The 16,419-nt window shown below is 63.0% G+C and carries 13 protein-coding genes; 7 read left to right on the top strand and 6 right to left on the bottom strand.

Annotation, left to right across the window (positions count from 1 at the left end; all coding sequences use genetic code 11):
• The first annotated feature begins 173 nt into the window (after window positions 1–173).
• Window positions 174–3,074, top strand: coding sequence for a TonB-dependent receptor domain-containing protein (locus H6P80_RS00710; protein ID WP_328804908.1), 2,901 nt, complete (start codon window positions 174–176; stop codon window positions 3,072–3,074).
• Window positions 3,075–3,175: 101 nt separating this feature from the next.
• Window positions 3,176–4,708: a 2OG-Fe(II) oxygenase family protein gene (locus tag H6P80_RS16670; RefSeq protein ID WP_185799441.1), complete on the top strand. Its 1,533-nt coding sequence runs from the start codon at window positions 3,176–3,178 to the stop codon at window positions 4,706–4,708.
• A 12-nt stretch (window positions 4,709–4,720) separates the two neighbouring features.
• On the opposite strand, the gene H6P80_RS00700 is transcribed toward H6P80_RS16670, so the two are convergent.
• Window positions 4,721–5,746 carry a hypothetical protein gene (locus H6P80_RS00700; protein WP_185799440.1) on the bottom strand — a complete coding sequence of 342 codons (1,026 nt, stop codon included), beginning with the start codon at window positions 5,744–5,746 and terminating at the stop codon, window positions 4,721–4,723.
• A gap of 115 nt (window positions 5,747–5,861) precedes the next feature.
• Here H6P80_RS00700 and H6P80_RS00695 point away from each other — a divergent pair, with 115 nt between their 5' ends.
• Window positions 5,862–6,164, top strand: coding sequence for a hypothetical protein (locus H6P80_RS00695; protein ID WP_235973679.1), 303 nt, complete (start codon window positions 5,862–5,864; stop codon window positions 6,162–6,164).
• 136 nt (window positions 6,165–6,300) lie between these two features.
• Window positions 6,301–6,627 carry a hypothetical protein gene (locus H6P80_RS00690; RefSeq protein WP_185799439.1) on the top strand — a complete coding sequence of 109 codons (327 nt, stop codon included), beginning with the start codon at window positions 6,301–6,303 and terminating at the stop codon, window positions 6,625–6,627.
• Here H6P80_RS00690 and H6P80_RS00685 read toward each other — a convergent pair.
• A complete protein-coding gene (locus tag H6P80_RS00685) occupies window positions 6,624–7,187 on the bottom strand; it encodes a hypothetical protein (RefSeq protein ID WP_185799438.1) in 564 nt (187 codons plus the stop codon). The two genes, H6P80_RS00690 and H6P80_RS00685, sit on opposite strands and share 4 nt — an antisense overlap.
• A gap of 70 nt (window positions 7,188–7,257) precedes the next feature.
• Complete coding sequence (gene clpB / locus H6P80_RS00680) at window positions 7,258–9,837, bottom strand: ATP-dependent chaperone ClpB (protein WP_185799437.1); 2,580 nt, start codon at window positions 9,835–9,837, stop codon at window positions 7,258–7,260.
• Between the two features lie 175 nt (window positions 9,838–10,012).
• On the opposite strand from clpB, the gene H6P80_RS00675 reads away from it, so the two are divergent.
• Window positions 10,013–12,892, top strand: a complete 2,880-nt coding sequence (locus tag H6P80_RS00675) for a M16 family metallopeptidase (protein WP_185799436.1) — start codon at window positions 10,013–10,015, stop codon at window positions 12,890–12,892.
• Window positions 12,893–12,920: 28 nt separating this feature from the next.
• Window positions 12,921–13,223 carry a hypothetical protein gene (locus tag H6P80_RS00670; protein ID WP_185799435.1) on the top strand — a complete coding sequence of 101 codons (303 nt, stop codon included), beginning with the start codon at window positions 12,921–12,923 and terminating at the stop codon, window positions 13,221–13,223.
• Window positions 13,224–13,244: 21 nt separating this feature from the next.
• Here H6P80_RS00670 and H6P80_RS00665 read toward each other — a convergent pair whose 3' ends face one another.
• The 3 genes from H6P80_RS00665 to gpmA form a co-directional block, all read right to left on the bottom strand.
• On the bottom strand, window positions 13,245–14,327 hold the full coding sequence (locus tag H6P80_RS00665; protein ID WP_185799434.1) for a 5-(carboxyamino)imidazole ribonucleotide synthase: 1,083 nt from the start codon (window positions 14,325–14,327) through the stop codon (window positions 13,245–13,247).
• 10 nt (window positions 14,328–14,337) lie between these two features.
• Entirely contained in the window at window positions 14,338–14,826 is a 489-nt protein-coding gene (gene purE, locus H6P80_RS00660; RefSeq protein ID WP_185799433.1) for a 5-(carboxyamino)imidazole ribonucleotide mutase, read from the bottom strand.
• A gap of 86 nt (window positions 14,827–14,912) precedes the next feature.
• Entirely contained in the window at window positions 14,913–15,599 is a 687-nt protein-coding gene (gene gpmA / locus H6P80_RS00655; RefSeq protein ID WP_185799432.1) for a 2,3-diphosphoglycerate-dependent phosphoglycerate mutase, read from the bottom strand.
• 97 nt (window positions 15,600–15,696) lie between these two features.
• Here gpmA and H6P80_RS00650 point away from each other — a divergent pair, with 97 nt between their 5' ends.
• A complete protein-coding gene (locus tag H6P80_RS00650; RefSeq protein ID WP_185799431.1) occupies window positions 15,697–16,419 on the top strand; it encodes a dienelactone hydrolase family protein in 723 nt (240 codons plus the stop codon).

Genomic DNA, 16,419 nt, shown 5'->3' with positions numbered 1-16,419 from the left:
CCGAACCCGTAAGAATGGCCGAAGCTTTGCTTTACAGGCTCTTCGGCAGGATGCAGTGAGCGCGACAAGCCTATGGGCGAAGTGCGCGCATCGTGCATCTGCGACCCGCAGGGCTAGAAACATAAAGCCGCGATTGTGCGGTGCCTAAACTCCAGAAATAAGGGGCTGGAAACGTGAGCAAGACTTCCAAATTTTCACAACTCAAGGCGGGCGCTGCGCCTGTCGTGATCGGCGTCGCGATGCTGTCGACGCCGGCCTTCGCGCAAGACGAGCTTGCCGAAGCCAGTGCGAGCCAGCCGGCGATCGTCGTCACCGGTTCGCGTATCACCAACCCGAATCTCGAACAGTCGAGCCCGATCCAGGTCGTCGGTCAGGACGAAATCGATCTTCGCCAGGCGACGAACGCCGAAGAGCTGATCGGTGAACTTCCGGGTATCGCTCCCGGTATCAACAACTCGGTCAACAACGGTTCGGGCGGCATCGCCACGCTGAACCTGCGTAACCTGGGTTCGACGCGTAACCTTATCCTGCTCGACGGCCAGCGCCTCGTTCCGGCGTCGCTCGCTTCGCAGACCGACCTTAACATCATCCCGGTCGCGCTCATCGAGCGCGTCGAAGTCGTTACCGGCGGTGCTTCCTCGGTCTACGGTGCGGACGCCATCACCGGTGTTGCGAACTTCATCACCCGTCGCGATTTCGAGGGTGTCGAAGCTGCCGTTACTTATGGCATCACCGAGCGCGGCGACGGCGAGCGTCTCCGTGGCGACGTGACGATCGGCGCGAACTTCGCCGACGGTCGCGGTAACGCCGTTCTCAGCATCGGCTATCAGCAGGTCGACGACGTCCTGCAGTCGAACCGCCTGATCTCGCAGAACGCCATCTTCGTGAACGGCGCGGCCGTCGGTTCGGGCACGGCAGTGCCGACCCGCGTGACGAGCAGCCTCGACGGCGGTCTTACGAGCGGCACCAACCAGTTGAACCCGACCGGCGATGCCTTCATCCCGACCTACACTACGTTCAACTACAACCCGTTCAACTTCTTCCAGACTCCGCTCGAGCGCTACAATATCTACGGTTCCGCGCGCTATGAAATCACGCCGGGTATCGAAGCCTATACCCGGGCGATGTTCACCAAGACGACGGTCGAACTGCGGCTCGCTCCGTCGGGTCTGTTCGGGGACACGTGGCAGCTGCCGCTCAACAATCCGTTCCTGACCGATGCGATGCGCACGCAGATCTGTAATGCGGGTACGACCGCGGGGCAATTTGCGGGCGGCGCGGCGGAATGTATCGCCGCGGGTGCCGCGACGGATTCGAACGATCCGCTCTATCGCGAAGCTGCGGTTACCATCAACCGTCGCCTCGTCGAAATGGGTCCGCGCAACAACACGATCATCACCAACCAGTTCCAGGTCTGGACTGGCCTGCGTGGCGATCTAACCGATACGCTCAGCTACGATGTTTCGGCTTCGTACGGCGAATCGCAGCGCACCAACACCCGGACGGGCTGGGGCCTCAAGTCCCGTGTCCAGAACGCGTTGCGCGCTCTCGATGCGAACAACTGTGAGGACGCGTCCAACGGCTGTTTCCCGGTCAACCTGTTCGGTGGCGGCATCGGCCAGAATATCGATCCCCGCGCGGTTGCCTATTTCAACCAGCCGGCGGCCTTCACCGACTCGACGTCGCTTGCCGTCGTCTCCGCCTTCCTGGCGGGCGAGCTCGGCGAGAGCGGTTTCTTCACCGAAACGCCGGTCGGCTTCTCTTTGGGTGCGGAATATCGCGAATATAACGCCAGCCGCGTTTCGGACATTTCGGCCGGCACGCAGGACGAAGTTCTCGGTACCGGTGCTCCGTCGCCGACCTTCTCCGGCAGCTATGACGTCATCGAGGGCTATGCCGAACTCATCGTTCCGATCCTCGAAGACATTCCGGGCTTCTACAGCCTGACGGCTGAAGGCGGCATCCGCGTTTCGGATTATTCGAACTCGGGTACGAGCGTTACGTGGAAAGCCGGCGGTAGCTGGGAACCCTTCCAGGGCTTCCGCATCCGCGGCATCTACCAGCATTCGGTGCGTTCGCCGAACATCGGCGAACTGTTTGCGCCGGTCACGACCGGACTGACGGCCCTGACGGTTGATCCGTGTGCGGGTCCCGGTCCGTTCAGCGCGGCGCTGACAAGCATCTGCATCGCGCAGGGTGCGCCTGCCGGCACGATCGGCGGCATTCCCGTACCATCGGCGGCGCAGGTGAACGCCACCGGTGGCGGCAATCCGAACCTCGACGTCGAAAAGGCCGATTCGTTCACGCTCGGCGTGATCGTGACGCCGCCGCAGGTTCCGGGGCTCGCCGTGACTGTCGATTACTACAATATCGAGGTCACCGACGCGATTACGACGCTGAACCCGGGCGATGTGCTCACGCCGTGCTTCGGTCCGAACCTTTCGGCTCCGACGCCGAATCCGGCAGCTCCGGAATGCGCGCTCATCCAGCGTAACCCGCTCAACGGTTCGCTGAATGGCGGTGGCGATACGCCGGGCCTGATCCTGCAGCTCACCAATGCCGGTACGCTGGAAACCAGCGGTATCGACTTCCGGGTGAATTACTCGCTGCCCGTCAGCTTCGGTTCGGTGAATTTCGACCTGAACGGCAACTGGACCGAAAAGCTCGTGATCCTGGGCCGCGAGTGCGTCGGTCTTTACAGCAACAACTGTGAGCCGATCACCCCGGAATGGGCGTTCAACTTCCGCACCACGCTTAGCATCGATGATCTCGTAGATGTCTCGCTGCTGTGGCGCTGGACGGACGGTGTCGAATATGAATTCGCCGCGACCACGACGGGCATTCTGCCTGAGTATCTCGCGATCGACGACGCTTCCTACTTCGACCTTTCGGTCCGTTCGAACGTCAGCGAGAATTTCGACGTCACCTTCTCAGTCAACAACCTGCTTGATCGCGATGCGCCGAATGTCAGCGGCTTCATCGGTTCGTCGACCTACAACTCGGGTAACACCTATCCGACGACGTACGACGTTCTTGGTCGCACCTACTCGGTTACCGGCCGCGTTCGCTTCTAGGCGACCGGCTGAGCCAAAAAACGGGCGGCGAGGGGTTTCCCTCGCCGCCTTTTTTTGTGCAACAAGGGCGCTCCTACTTCGCAGGCATTTGAGGAGCGCGCGTGACGAGCACCGACGGCAATCGCCCTGCGGCGCAGGCTTCTTCCGGTCAGGATGACGGCGACGGCCCGGTTCCGTCTCAAATTATCGAAACTGCGATGGCGATGCGTGATCGCGGACAAGCAGCGGAGGCCGTCCGGCTGGTCAAGCAGGCGCTGAGGCGCCATCCTGATCATCTTCGGCTATGGCATGTGCTTGGACTGCTCCACCGCGCGCTCGAGCAATCGGCTGCGGCAATAGATGCCTTCGAACATGCGGTGGCCCTTGCGCCGAGAGATCCCAAGGTCACACATGCGCTCGCACGCGTCACGATGGAGGCCGGCTTGCCGGCGACTCCGCTTTATGAGGTGGCGCGCAGCGCCGCTCCCGCCGATGGCGACGTCTTGATCGGTCGCGCTGCCGCGCAAGCGGCCGAAGGCGATATAGAGCAGGCGCTCGCCGACCTCGATATCTTGCTCGCCTCCAACCCCGCCTGGGTCCAGGGGCAGAATTCGCTTGCGGAGTTTCGCTGGATGGCCGGGCAACGGGATCGGTTCACCGAGGGCTTCGATCGGGCGCTTGCGGCCCGGCCCAGCGATCCGGCGCTCTGGATTGCGCTGCTGAACCAGCATGTTCGCGTCGACCAGTTTGCCGATGTTAGCGCTATCGTTGAAAAGGCGCGCCGTCATCTCGGCGACAATCGGTCGCTTGATATGTTCGAGGCGATCGCAGCGTCGGAACTTGGCGACAAGGAACGCGCCGATCATCTGTTTTCCGCCCTTGCGCCCTATCCCGACATCGCCATTGCCGTGCGCGCCATGCGCCACATGTTGCGGACCGAGCGGCCTAACGAAGCCGCGCGTATCGGCGAGGCGCTGATCGGCAACCCGGCGGAAAACGAGATGTGGCCTTATCTCGGCCTCGCATGGCGACTTCTCGAAGACCCGCGCTGGGTCTGGCTCGAACGCGACGAGCGACTGATCCACACCTATGACATTTCCGACAGGATCGATTTCGATGCGCTAGCCGTTCATCTGCGGACGCTTCACGTGTTGAAGGCCGATATGCCCGGCCAGTCGGTGCGCGGCGGCACGCAGACGGACGGCCCGCTATTCGCGCGCGCCGAGGCGGAAATTCAAGAGCTCCGCCAATGCCTTGCCGAAGTGATCCAAAGCCATATGCGTGCGCTTTTGCCGGTCGACAAAGCGCACCCGGTACTCCGTCACGCGCCGGGGCTCGTGCGCTTCGCGGGGTCATGGTCTGTTCGTCTCGCCGGGAGCGGCCGTCATACCGACCACATCCATCCGCAGGGCTGGCTAAGCTCCGCCCTCTATGTCGCCCTGCCCGATAGCGCCGAGTTGGGCACTGAACCGGCAGGATGGCTGACCTTTGGCCGCCCGCCCGAGGAATTGGGGCTCGATCTCGAGCCCTATCACAGCGTTCGCCCGAGAATCGGATCGCTGACCCTGTTTCCTTCGATCATGTGGCACGGCACGGTCCCATTCGAGACTGGCGAGCGGCTGACGGTCGCCTTCGATGTCGCGACGCCGGCCTGACCGCCCGGATACTCAACCCAGCAGTGCGTGGCGTTGGCCGAGATTCGCGCCGAGACCATCCGCGACATGCTCAAGCCATATGGCAACCTTGCCGATCTCGTCGGCATAGAGATTTTCCGCAGCCCGATCGCTTTCGCGCAGAGAGGCGTCGAATTCGGTGCCGAACTTGGAATGGGAGGTGAAGGCGGGTCCATTGAGTATGGCTTCGATCTGCGTTGGGTTGAGGTTCAGCCCGAAAAACGATCCCAGCGCCGCGATCGCGTAGCGCGGCTGGGCGAGCAACGTTTCGCTGTCGAGCATTCGCAAGCGCTCCGGGCCCAACTGATCGGCGAGCCGCGTGAAATGGATATGTTGCGCCAGCCATGCAAGGCCGGCGATCTGGAGGTCCGTCTGGCCGAACAGTTCCTCCGCTGTATAGCCGAGGTTCGCCAGGCCTGAATGCTGCAACCCCGCGAACAGTTCCCGCGCCCATAAGCGGCCCGTGATCCCCTTGCGGGCGATCGAGCCGAGAAAGACGTGGAGCGGAGCGTGGAGATAAAGGGCATGGGCGTCGGGGCGAAGGCGCATGATCCGTTCGGCCTCGGAATTGACGATGCAGGAGGGTTTGACGATCACCCCTTCCCCGGGCTCGAGCGGCCGTGCGAGCAGCCCGAGCGCCGCCGTCATCGCTGCGTCGACCTGTGTTTCCGATGCGCCGCGGATCCGATACCCGGTCACGTCCTGCAGCATCTGGGGCTCTTTAATGCCCATCGCTGTTCCGGGAAGATCGAAGGCGCGGGCGATCAAGGTCGAACAGCAAAAGCCGGAATGGAATATGAAATAAGGCGGTGCCCCGATCGCATCGCGTGTCACTGCCTTGCGTGCCAGAACCCGCCATTCGCCGGCTGGGCCCAAATATTCTTCGGACAGGAAAACGGCGTCTCGATGGTCCTGCCTTAGCGTCCTGCGGAGACGAAACTGGTCTCGCTTCTCATCATAGCGAACGGGGAACCAATGCGGATCGTGGAGAATGGTGTTGATGCTTTCTGCTTCGACCATGGCAATGGTCTGCAGGGGAAAAAAAAGCCGGTCAACCGCCTGCGCCGCCATGGCTATTGCATCTATATATACCGTTTCGTAATATAGGAACTATTTCCATCGTCGGAAGGTACCGATGAAAGAGGGTATATACTCGTTGGTGGCCGCGATGACGGTAGCCCTATCCTTATTTCCGGCCTATGCGACCGACGAGGCGGCCGGGCAGGAATCCGCCGCACTCGATCCCTATGCGCCGGACGCGCTTCGTTGCGAAAGGCGCGCGGTTACCGGGTCGCGCGTCCGACGGGTGCGCATTTGCCTGACCAATGCCGAATGGGCCGCGTTGCGCGACGCCGGTAACCGGGACGCGGGAAATCTGGTGGATAGCGGCTCGATCACGGGCTGCGGGCGCCCCGGCGTCGATCCCGATGGATGCTAGTGCGCAAACGCAGAAAAAAGCCTTACCAAGCCGTCAGTTGCGCAATTTTCCGCGCAAATCTGAGTAATCCCGGTGCATCGCAATAGTTATTTCGTGCGAACGTCGATAAAAGCGATGGCACGAAAGGATGGCGCTTATGAAGATGACGAAGATTTATATCGCGGTGCTCGCCACAGTGGCGATTGCGGCGCCGTCAACGGCGTTCCGTCCCGGCGATAACTGGGCGCCGGGAGCTCCCGGCTCCGGACCGCCCAATGCCAACCGCGACCCCGATCACATCGTCTGTCAGGTCCGGGGCGTCACCGGTTCACGGGCGCGTTCGGTCAGGATTTGCATGACCAATGCCCAATGGGCCGACCTGCGTGACACCGAAAACCGGGACGCCGATACTCTGATATTCAACGGCACACGTTCGGGCTGCCGAAATCCCGGGGCGAGCGGAGCCGTAAACGCGGCTTGCTAGCGAATCCGCGACACCGAAATAAAGCCGGTGCGTCCTTCGACGCGTAGCCGAAATCCGCCAAGGCCGCCGCGCGAAACGGTCGCAATCGACCCGACCCGGATGCGCCCGCGCAGGCTGCTGTTATTCCCTTCGCGCCAGATCTGCCCGTTTTCCAGAAGGAAGACGCGGCGGCGCGTGGAATCGACCAGGGTCTCGGTGATCGGAGAGGTGACCTCTTCGGGTTCTGCGGGCTCCAGCGCTTCGGCTGCGGCCAGGGCGTCCGCATCGCCGCTGCGCTCGGCGCGCTCGATTTCGCGATCGTAACGTTCCTCGATCTGTATGGCCGAAAGCCCGAAATCTTCGGCTCGCCGCCGTTGCCGGCGTGCCTGTCGTTCGGCTTGCGCGGTGGCCGCGCCTGCAAGGGCCTGGTCGAAACAGGCGAGGCGGGCGGTGTTGTCGGTCAGGGTGCCGCATGCGCGAAACGGTTCGAGCGCCTCGTCATCGTCGTCCGCGAGGGCGGGGCTATGGCCGAGGGCGAAGACAGCGCATCCCAATACGCCGGCGGTAACGAACTTGCGCATAAACAGCCTTTCGATCTGCGATCCGGTCTCCACGAACGCGCACTTTCATCGCGCATCTGGAAGCCGATTGCTAGTCTGTCTTCAGCGTAAGCGCACCATCGCCTTCGTCGATCTTCACCGTCATGCCATCGACGATATCGCCGCGCAGAATGGCATCTGCGAGCGGGTCCTGCACATATTTCTGCACAGCGCGTTTCAGCGGTCGCGCGCCATAGACGGGGTCGTATCCGACCCGGCCCAGCCATTCGCGCGCCTTCTCCGAAAGCTCGATTTCGATCTTACGATCCCTGAGCAGCTTCTGGACGCGAGCGACCTGGATATCGACGATCGGCGCCATATGCTCCTGGCTGAGCCGATGGAACAGGATGATTTCGTCGAGCCGGTTCAGGAATTCCGGGCGGAAATGGCCGCGCACGGTCTCCATCACCTGGGGCTCCACCTCGCTCACCTTCTGCTCGTCGCCGAGCGACGACAGATACTGGCTGCCAAGGTTCGAGGTCATGATGATGAGAGTGTTCGAGAAATCGACCGTACGGCCCTGGCCATCGGTCAGTCGCCCGTCGTCGAGTACCTGCAAGAGAACGTTGAAGACGTCGTTATGCGCCTTTTCAACCTCGTCGAAGAGCACGACCTGATACGGCCTGCGGCGAACCGCTTCGGTCAGCACGCCGCCTTCGTCATAGCCGACATAGCCGGGCGGCGCGCCGATCAGCCGCGATACCGCGTGCTTTTCCATGAATTCGCTCATGTCGATGCGGACCATCGCATTCTGATCGTCGAACAGGAACTCGGCGAGCGCCTTGGTCAATTCGGTCTTGCCGACGCCGGTGGGCCCGAGAAACAGGAAGCTGCCCAGCGGCCGGTTCGGGTCCTGGAGGCCCGCCCGGGCGCGGCGGACCGCGGTCGATACGGCCTTCACCGCATCTTCCTGTCCGATCACGCGTTTGCCGATATGCTCTTCCATCTGGAGCAGCTTCTCGCGCTCGCCCTCGAGCATCCTATCGACGGGAATGCCGGTCCAGCGGGACACGACCGAGGCGATATCCTCGCTCGTCACTTCCTCGCGCAGCATCGCGCCTTCGCTGGCCTGGCTGGCTTCTTCCAGCTTGCGTTCAAGATCCGGAATGGCGCCGTAAGAAAGTTCGCCCGCCTTGGCGAGATCGCCGGCGCGCTGCGCCTGTTCCAGCTGGATGCGTGCGGCGTCCAGCTCTTCCTTGAGTTTTGCCTCGGCGTTGATCTTCTCGCGCTCGGCCTGCCAGCGCTGCGTCAACGCTGCGCTCTCATCCTCGAGATTGGCAAGCTCCGCCTCGAGAGCGGCGAGTCGGTCCTTCGAGGCCGTATCGCTTTCCTTGGACAGCGCCTCGCGCTCGATCTTGAGCTGGATGATCCGCCGGTCGAGATTTTCGATCTCCTCGGGCTTCGATTCCACTTCCATGCGGATGCGCGAAGCCGCCTCGTCCATCAGGTCGATTGCCTTGTCGGGCAGAAAGCGGTCGGTGATGTAGCGTTCGGACAGCGTCGCTGCGGAAACCAGTGCGCCATCGGTGATCCGGACACCGTGGTGGAGCTCATATTTCTCCTTGATGCCGCGCAGGATCGAAATCGTGTCCTCTACGCTCGGTTCCTCGATGAACACGGGCTGGAAACGCCGCTGCAGCGCGGGGTCCTTCTCGACATATTTGCGATACTCATCGAGCGTCGTGGCCCCGATGCAATGCAACTCGCCGCGCGCGAGCGCGGGCTTGAGCAGGTTCGACGCGTCCATCGAGCCTTCTGATGCGCCGGCGCCGACCAATGTGTGCATCTCGTCGATGAACAGGATGATCTCGCCGTCCGAGCTTTTGACTTCGTCGAGCACGCCCTTCAGCCGCTCCTCGAATTCGCCGCGATATTTCGCACCGGCGATCAGCGCCCCCATATCGAGCGACAGCAATGTGCGGTTCTGGAGGCCGTCGGGCACGTCGCCATTGGCGATGCGCAGCGCAAGCCCTTCGGCGACGGCGGTCTTGCCGACGCCGGCCTCGCCGATGAGGACGGGGTTATTCTTGGTGCGCCGGGCCAGGATCTGGATCGTGCGGCGGATTTCCTCGTCGCGGCCGATGATCGGATCGATCTTCCCAGCGCGCGCGCGCGCGGTGAGGTCGTCCGCGAACTTCTTCAGGGCATCGTAGCGGTCTTCGGCGCTCGCGGTATCGGCCGTGCGGCCGCCGCGCAATTCGTTGATCGCTGCATTGAGCGCTTCTGCCTTGAGCCCGGCATTGGCGAGGGCGTCGCCTGCCGCAGTGCCCTTGGCAAGGGTCAGGGCGAGGAGCAATCGTTCGACGGTGACGTACGAGTCGCCGGCCTTGGTCGCAATCTGCTCGGCCTGGTCGAGGACGCGGACGGAATCATTGTTGAGCTGCGGTGTCTGTTGCGCGCCGCCGCCGGAAACTTGCGGAACCTTGGCGAGCGCTTCGTCGATTTCGCGTATTGCAGCCTCGGCACTGCCGCCCGCTCGCCCAATCAGCCCGGCCGCCATGCCCTGTTCGTCTTCCAGCAGCGCCTTGGTGAGATGTTCGGGCGCCACCTGCTGATGGCTCATGCGGATCGCAACCGTCTGGCCAGATTGAAGAAAACCCTTGGCACGATCGGTGAACTTTTCGAGATTCATGACTGCTCCCTGCTCCTTGGTCTGTCACGATATAGTGTTGCGAAAATACCACACAAGGGTCTGCGCGTTGTGTTCATCGACCTAACTAGGCATTGGTCGACAAGGCGCAAGCGCCGCTTGCGCGCAAGCCGCCCAGCGTTATGGTTCGCGCTCGTATTTTCTAGGGGAACCGCCGATGCGCCGCCTGATATCCGCCCTGTTGATGCCGCTTGCCTTGATCGCCGCACCCGCAATAGCGCTCGATCATCACCAAACGGCGCCGGCCGGGCCCCAGCCCAATGTCACGGCGGCCGATCTCGTTGACGATATAACCATCCCCTTCGAGGAATTCACGCTCGACAACGGCCTTCGGGTCATCGTCCATGAAGACCGCAAGGCGCCGGTGGTCGCGGTATCGATCTGGTACCATGTCGGATCGCGGAACGAGCCCGTCGGGCAGACCGGTTTCGCCCATCTCTTCGAACATCTGATGTTCAACGGCTCCGAAAACGCTCCCGGCGACTTTTTCGAACCGCTGCGGGAAATCGGTGCAACCGACTATAACGGCACGACCTGGTTCGATCGTACCAACTATTTTCAGACCGTTCCGGTCCAGGGCCTCGAACTCGCGCTGTATCTGGAATCCGATCGCATGGGGCATTTGCTCGGCGCGGTGACGCAGGAGAAGCTCGATAATCAGCGCGGCGTCGTCCAGAACGAAAAGCGCCAGGGCGACAACCAGCCCTACGGCCTGGTCGATTATGTGCAGATGGACGCGCTTTTTCCCGAGGGTCATCCCTATCGGCATTCGACGATCGGTTCGATGGCCGATCTCGACGCCGCGAGCCTGGAAGACGTCCAGGCCTGGTTCCGCCGGCATTACGGGCCGAACAATGCCGTCCTCGTGCTTGCCGGCGATATCGACGCGGCGACGGCGCGTCCGCTCGTCGAACGCTATTTCGGCGACATCCCGCGCGGCCCGGAAACCGAGCAGGTTGATCCCGGCGTCCCGACCCTCGCTGAACGCCAGGACATACTGATGCACGATGCGGTCGCGACGACGCGGCTGACCCGGACCTGGGTCGTGCCCGGCCTCAACGATCCGGTGACCGCCGATCTGGACGTGGCGGCGAGCGTGTTCGGCGGTCTCGCCAGTTCCCGGCTCGACAATATCCTCGTCCGCGGCGAGCAGACCGCGGTGAGCGTGAGCGCTTCCGTCCAGCAGTTCGAATATATGAGCCTGTTCGAAATACAGGTGAATGTAGCGCCGACCGCCGATGCCGATGCCGTTTCAGCGCGGCTGGATGAGCTGATCGCGGACTATATTACAACCGGCCCGACGGCGGACGAGGTAAACCGCGTCGCGATGAGCGAAGTGTCGGGGCGAATCGCCGGCCTCGAACAGGTTGGCGGATTTGGCGGCAAGGCTACCGTGCTCGCCACTGGCGCGCTCTATTCGAACGATCCCGCTTTTTACCGCACGCAGCTGGAACGGATTGGCGCGGCGACCCCCGAAAGCGCGGTCGCGGCCATGCAGCGCTGGCTGACCCGACCTGTGCTGGCGATGCGCATCGAGCCCGGCGAGCGCGGCGCGTACGAAGAATCCTCCTCGGTTTCGGCCGGCGAAAGAACCGGCACCAGGCGCCACCCCGCCTATTATCTCCAGCCGGGTGAAGAAGCGGCCGTTTCAGCGGCGTCGGGCGACGATCTTGGTACGCGTTCGGTACCGCGGCCGCCGGTCGGGACGATCGACGATCTCGACTTTCCGGAAGTCGAGCGCGCGACGTTATCGAACGGCGTCACCATCCGTTTCGTGCGCCGGAGTGCGGTCCCGACGATCCTCACCATGCTGAGTTTCGATGCCGGCAATTCGGCGGACCGCGCCGATCGGCTGGGCACCCAAACGTTGATGCTGGGGCTCATGGACGAGGGGACCACGAGTCTCAATTCGACCGAGATCGCCGAAGCTGAGGAACGGCTCGGCGCCGCGCTCGGTTCCGGGGCCTCGGTCGACCGCACGACCTTCAGCATCTTCGCCCTGGCCCCCAATTACGGCCCGTCGCTCGACCTGCTGGCCGATGTCGTGCGCAACCCGGCCTTTGCGCCGGACGAGATCGAGCGGCTGCGTGCGTCAAGGCTGGCTGCGATCGCCGCCGAACGGACCTCGCCGCCGGGTCTTGCGAGCCTCAACCTCTGGCCGCGGCTGTTCGGCGAGGCCCATCCCTATGGCCGCCCGACCAGCGGTCTCGGTACTCCCGATACAGTGACCGCGATCACGCGCGACGATCTTGTCGATTTCCATCGCCGCTGGATCCGGCCGGAAAAGCTTTCGATCATGGTCGTTGGCGATTCGACGCTGGACGAGGTTGTCGCCATGCTGGAGCCGCGTTTCGGAGACTGGACCGGCGAGGGCGAGCCGGGCGCCAAATCGCTCGATGTCGCAATTCCCGAGGTCGAGCCGCGCATCATCCTCGTGAACCGTCCCGATTCGCCGCAATCGGTTATCTATGCGGGGCAGGTGCTGGATATCGACGGCACCGACGAACTCTTGCCGCTCTTGACGGTAAACGAGGCGCTGGGCGGCAGTTTCCTCTCGCGGATCAATATGGAGCTGCGCGAGGTGCGCGGCTGGTCTTACGGTGTGCGCGGATCGCTCAACCGGTTCCGGGGGCCGGTCAGCTATACCATCTATGCGCCGGTCCAGGCCGATCGCACCGGCGATTCGATCGTTGCGCTGCGTGAACAGATCGAGGCCTTCCTGACGACCGACGGTATCCGGCCCGAAGAAGTAACGCGCGCGGTGACCGGCAGCATACGCAGTCTGCCGGGACGGTTCGAGACTTCGGGCGGCGTTGCCGGGGGCCTTGCGAACAACGAACTCTACGACCGGCCCGACGATTATTATGACGGGATCGCACAAATGTACCGTGCGCTGGATGCGAATCAGCTCGATGCCGCAGCGCGTTCGGCGATCGATCCCGACGCGTTCATCTGGGTGATCGTGGGTGATGCCGAACTGGTAAGACCGCAGCTTGACGCGCTCGGTCTGGACGTCGAAACAGTCGAAGCTCAATAACTGACATCAATGTAAGGAAGGACAGGATATGACGGACGTAACCGGCACATGGGATGCGGTGGTCAACTCACCGATGGGCGAACAGAAGTCGACGATGACGCTCAACCAGGAAGGCGACACTGTGACCGGCACCAATGCCGGGGCGACCGGCTCCGCCGACGTTCAGGAAGGCAAGGTCGACGGCAATACGCTTACCTGGAAGATGGACATCACCGTTCCGATGCCCCTGACGCTCGAAGGTACGGCGACGGTCGAAGGTGATGAGATGACCGGCTCCATCAAGGCCGGCGCATTCGGCGACATGCCCTTCAAGGCGACCAAAACCGGCTAAACCGGCTCGACGAGACGCGGCTCAATCGAAATAGAGTCGCGTCACATGCCCCATTTTGCGGCCCGGGCGCGCTTCTCCCTTTCCATAAAGGTGGAGGTGCGCTCGGTCCGTTTTCAGCCAGCGCATCCAGTCTTCGGCCTCCGCCCCGATCAGATTGTCCATCTCGACGCGCGATGCGGCAAGGTTGGTATCGCCGAGCGGCAGGCCGCAAATAGCGCGGATGTGGTTTTCGAACTGCGAGGTGAAGGCGCCCTCGATCGTCCAGTGACCGCTATTATGGACGCGCGGCGCCATCTCGTTGAATACCGGTCCGTCCGCCCCGGCGAAGAATTCGAAGGTCAGCAGGCCGACATAGTCGAGCGCTTCGGCGACGGTGCGGGCGAGATCGCCGGCGGCCGCCTTCTGTTCGGCGATTATGCCGCCGCCGGGAACCCGCGAATGGGCAAGGATGCCATGTTCGTGCCGGTTTTCCGGCGCGTCCCAGAGCCGTATCTCGCCGTCCCGGCCCCGCACCAGCAGGATCGAGAATTCCATGCCGAACGGCACAAAGGCTTCGAGCACGGCGGGCTGTTCGCCGATCTTCGCCCAGGCGGCCGCGGCTCCGTCTGAATCCCCGATGCGCGCCTGGCCCTTGCCGTCATAGCCGAAGCGGCGCGTCTTCAGAATCGCGGGTGTCCCGATTTCAGCCAGTGCGGTTTCCAGATCGGCCAGTGTTGATATCGCCCTATAATCGGCGGGTCTTCCTCCATGGCCGAGGATATAATCCTTCTCGCTGAGCCGGTCCTGCGCCAGCTCCAACGCCGTTGCATTCGGGTGCAGGTCGAAGGCCGCGAGCGCGTGGAGCGGGTCGGCCGGGATATTCTCGAATTCGTAGGTCAGGACGTCGACATTGCGGGCGAAAGCCGTCAGTGCATCGATATCCGCATAATCGCCGCGAACATGGCGGAGGGCCACATCGGCGGCGCACGGCGTATCCTCCGGCGCGTAGATATGGCAGCGATAGCCGATCTGCGCGGCGGCAATGGCGAGCATCCGGCCGAGCTGGCCGCCGCCTATAATGCCGATGATCGAACCGGGGGGCAGGGGCCCGGACTCATTGGTCATGGGACTGCACTCATCCTTTTGGATCTTCCCCGACGGCGTCGGTTTGCGCCCGCCTCCAGGCGTCGAGACGTTCGGCGAGGGCCTCGTCCGATGTTGCAACAATTGCTGCAGCAAGAAGCGCAGCATTTTTTGCGCCTGCAACGCCGATTGCAAGGGTGCCGACGGGCACCCCGGCGGGCATCTGCGCGATCGAGAGCAGGCTGTCCATACCGCTGAGCGCTTTCGATTCCACTGGAACGCCGAGCACGGGCAATCGGGTCATCGATGCCGTCATGCCGGGCAGATGCGCGGCGCCGCCGGCCCCGGCGATGATCGCCTTCAGGCCACGATCGACGGCTGATTTCGCATACTCGTAGAGCCGTTCGGGCGTGCGATGGGCGGAGACGATCTTGCACTCATGCGCTATGCCGAGCTCGGAAAGGATGTCGGCGCCGTGCCGCATCGTGTCCCAGTCCGACGTCGAGCCCATGATGATGCCGATAAGCGGTGTGTCGGTCATGCTTCGTCCTGTGCCTAGTCCCCAAAGGGCCGGAGAAGCGGGTTCTTCTAATGCGAACCCGCCCGGCGCGCAATGGCGCGGAAGACCTAGCGTTCGGAGAGGTAGTAGCGGTCCCGGGCGCTCAGATCGTCGGCGAGATCGTAGACAATTGGCTGGCCGGTCGGGATTTCGAGTCCGGTTATCTCGTCGTCGGGAATCGCGGAGAGATGCTTGACGAGCGCACGCAGGGAATTGCCATGGGCGGAGATCAACACGCGTTTGCCCTCGCGCAGCGCCGGTGCGATCCGTTCTTCCCAATAGGGTAGCACGCGGGCGATCGTGTCCTTCAGGCTCTCCGTCTGCGGAATGTCGATGCCTTCATAGCGGCGGTCTGCGGACAGGTCGTATTTGCTGCCCGCTTCCATCGGGGGCGGGGGCGTATCGAAGCTGCGGCGCCAGATATGAACCTGTTCGTCGCCATGCCTGTCCGCCGTTTCCGCCTTGTTGAGGCCGGTCAGTCCGCCATAATGGCGCTCGTTCAGCCGCCAATCCTTCTCGACCGGGAGCCACAGCCGCTCCATTTCGCGCTGCGCGATGTAGAGGGTGCGGATCGCGCGCTTCTGCACGCTGGTGAAGCACAGATCGTGATCGATGCCCTTTTCGCGCATCAGCACGCCCGCCGCCTTTGCCTCCTCGATGCCCTTGTCGGTCAGGTCGACGTCCCACCAACCGGTGAAGCGATTTTCCAGATTCCATTGCGACTGGCCGTGCCGGATGAGGACGAGGTGGGGCATGGGCGGTATTCCTTCTCTTTGAAGTCGGCGCTTTCCTTAGCGCCCCTGTGCCGCGATACAATGGGGCGACAGGGATTCGCAGGAGAGAGGAGGCCCCATGGCGATCGAACGGCGGACGGTAATGTATGAAGGCCCCGGCGGCGCGTTCGAAGGCGTCGCGGCGGTCGATACCGATTGGGAAGGTCCGCGCCCCGGCGTTATGGTGATCCCCAATGTGCTGGGGCCGAAAGAGGCCGACTATCGGACGGCCGAACGCGTCGCCGGGCTCGGCTATGCGGCGATGGTTGCCGATCTCTATGGCGAGGGAAACCGGGCGACGCGCGAGGACGAGGATCCGGCGCGTTTCATGAACTTGCTCAATGCCGATCGCGGGTTGCTTCGGGATCGCCTGCTCGCCTCGTTGGCCGCGACCAAGGCGTTGCCCGAAGTGGACGAGGCGAAGGTCGCGGCGATCGGCTATTGCTTCGGCGGCAAGTCCGTTCTCGATCTCGCGCGCTGCGGTGCCGAGTTTCTGGGCGGTGTCAGCTTTCACGGCGTCTACGAGCCGCCGCCTTTCCCCAATGTCGATCGGATCGCGGCGAAGCTGCTCGTCTGCCATGGCTGGGAAGATCCGCTCGCGCCGCCCGATGCGACGGTCGCCCTGGCGAAGGAGCTGACCGAGGGCGGCGCCGACTGGCAGATCCATGCCTATGGCCATACCGGCCATGGCTTTACCGACAAAAGCGCCAACCTGCCCGAGCGCGGCGTCGTCTATCACCCCGATTCCGACCGGCGGAGCTGGAAGGCAATGCAGGATTTCCTCGAGGAGCTGTTCGCCTAG

This window comes from Parasphingopyxis marina (genome assembly GCF_014237875.1).
Taxonomy (GTDB): Bacteria; Pseudomonadota; Alphaproteobacteria; order Sphingomonadales; family Sphingomonadaceae; genus Parasphingopyxis; species Parasphingopyxis marina.
Note: the sequence above shows the minus strand (reverse complement) of the source record. Positions and strands in the feature narration are given on the sequence as shown.

What these genes read in the sequence shown, in the direction of transcription:
- purE (WP_185799433.1), bottom strand. Translation starts at nt 14,826, where the DNA reads ATGACCGACACACCGCTTATCGGCATCATCATGGGCTCGACGTCGGAC.
- H6P80_RS00675 (WP_185799436.1), top strand. Translation starts at nt 10,013, where the DNA reads ATGCGCCGCCTGATATCCGCCCTGTTGATGCCGCTTGCCTTGATCGCC.
- H6P80_RS00700 (WP_185799440.1), bottom strand. Translation starts at nt 5,746, where the DNA reads ATGGTCGAAGCAGAAAGCATCAACACCATTCTCCACGATCCGCATTGG.
- H6P80_RS00650 (WP_185799431.1), top strand. Translation starts at nt 15,697, where the DNA reads ATGGCGATCGAACGGCGGACGGTAATGTATGAAGGCCCCGGCGGCGCG.
- gpmA (WP_185799432.1), bottom strand. Translation starts at nt 15,599, where the DNA reads ATGCCCCACCTCGTCCTCATCCGGCACGGCCAGTCGCAATGGAATCTG.
- H6P80_RS00665 (WP_185799434.1), bottom strand. Translation starts at nt 14,327, where the DNA reads ATGACCAATGAGTCCGGGCCCCTGCCCCCCGGTTCGATCATCGGCATT.
- H6P80_RS00685 (WP_185799438.1), bottom strand. Translation starts at nt 7,187, where the DNA reads ATGCGCAAGTTCGTTACCGCCGGCGTATTGGGATGCGCTGTCTTCGCC.
- H6P80_RS00670 (WP_185799435.1), top strand. Translation starts at nt 12,921, where the DNA reads ATGACGGACGTAACCGGCACATGGGATGCGGTGGTCAACTCACCGATG.
- H6P80_RS00690 (WP_185799439.1), top strand. Translation starts at nt 6,301, where the DNA reads ATGAAGATGACGAAGATTTATATCGCGGTGCTCGCCACAGTGGCGATT.
- clpB (WP_185799437.1), bottom strand. Translation starts at nt 9,837, where the DNA reads ATGAATCTCGAAAAGTTCACCGATCGTGCCAAGGGTTTTCTTCAATCT.
- H6P80_RS00695 (WP_235973679.1), top strand. Translation starts at nt 5,862, where the DNA reads ATGAAAGAGGGTATATACTCGTTGGTGGCCGCGATGACGGTAGCCCTA.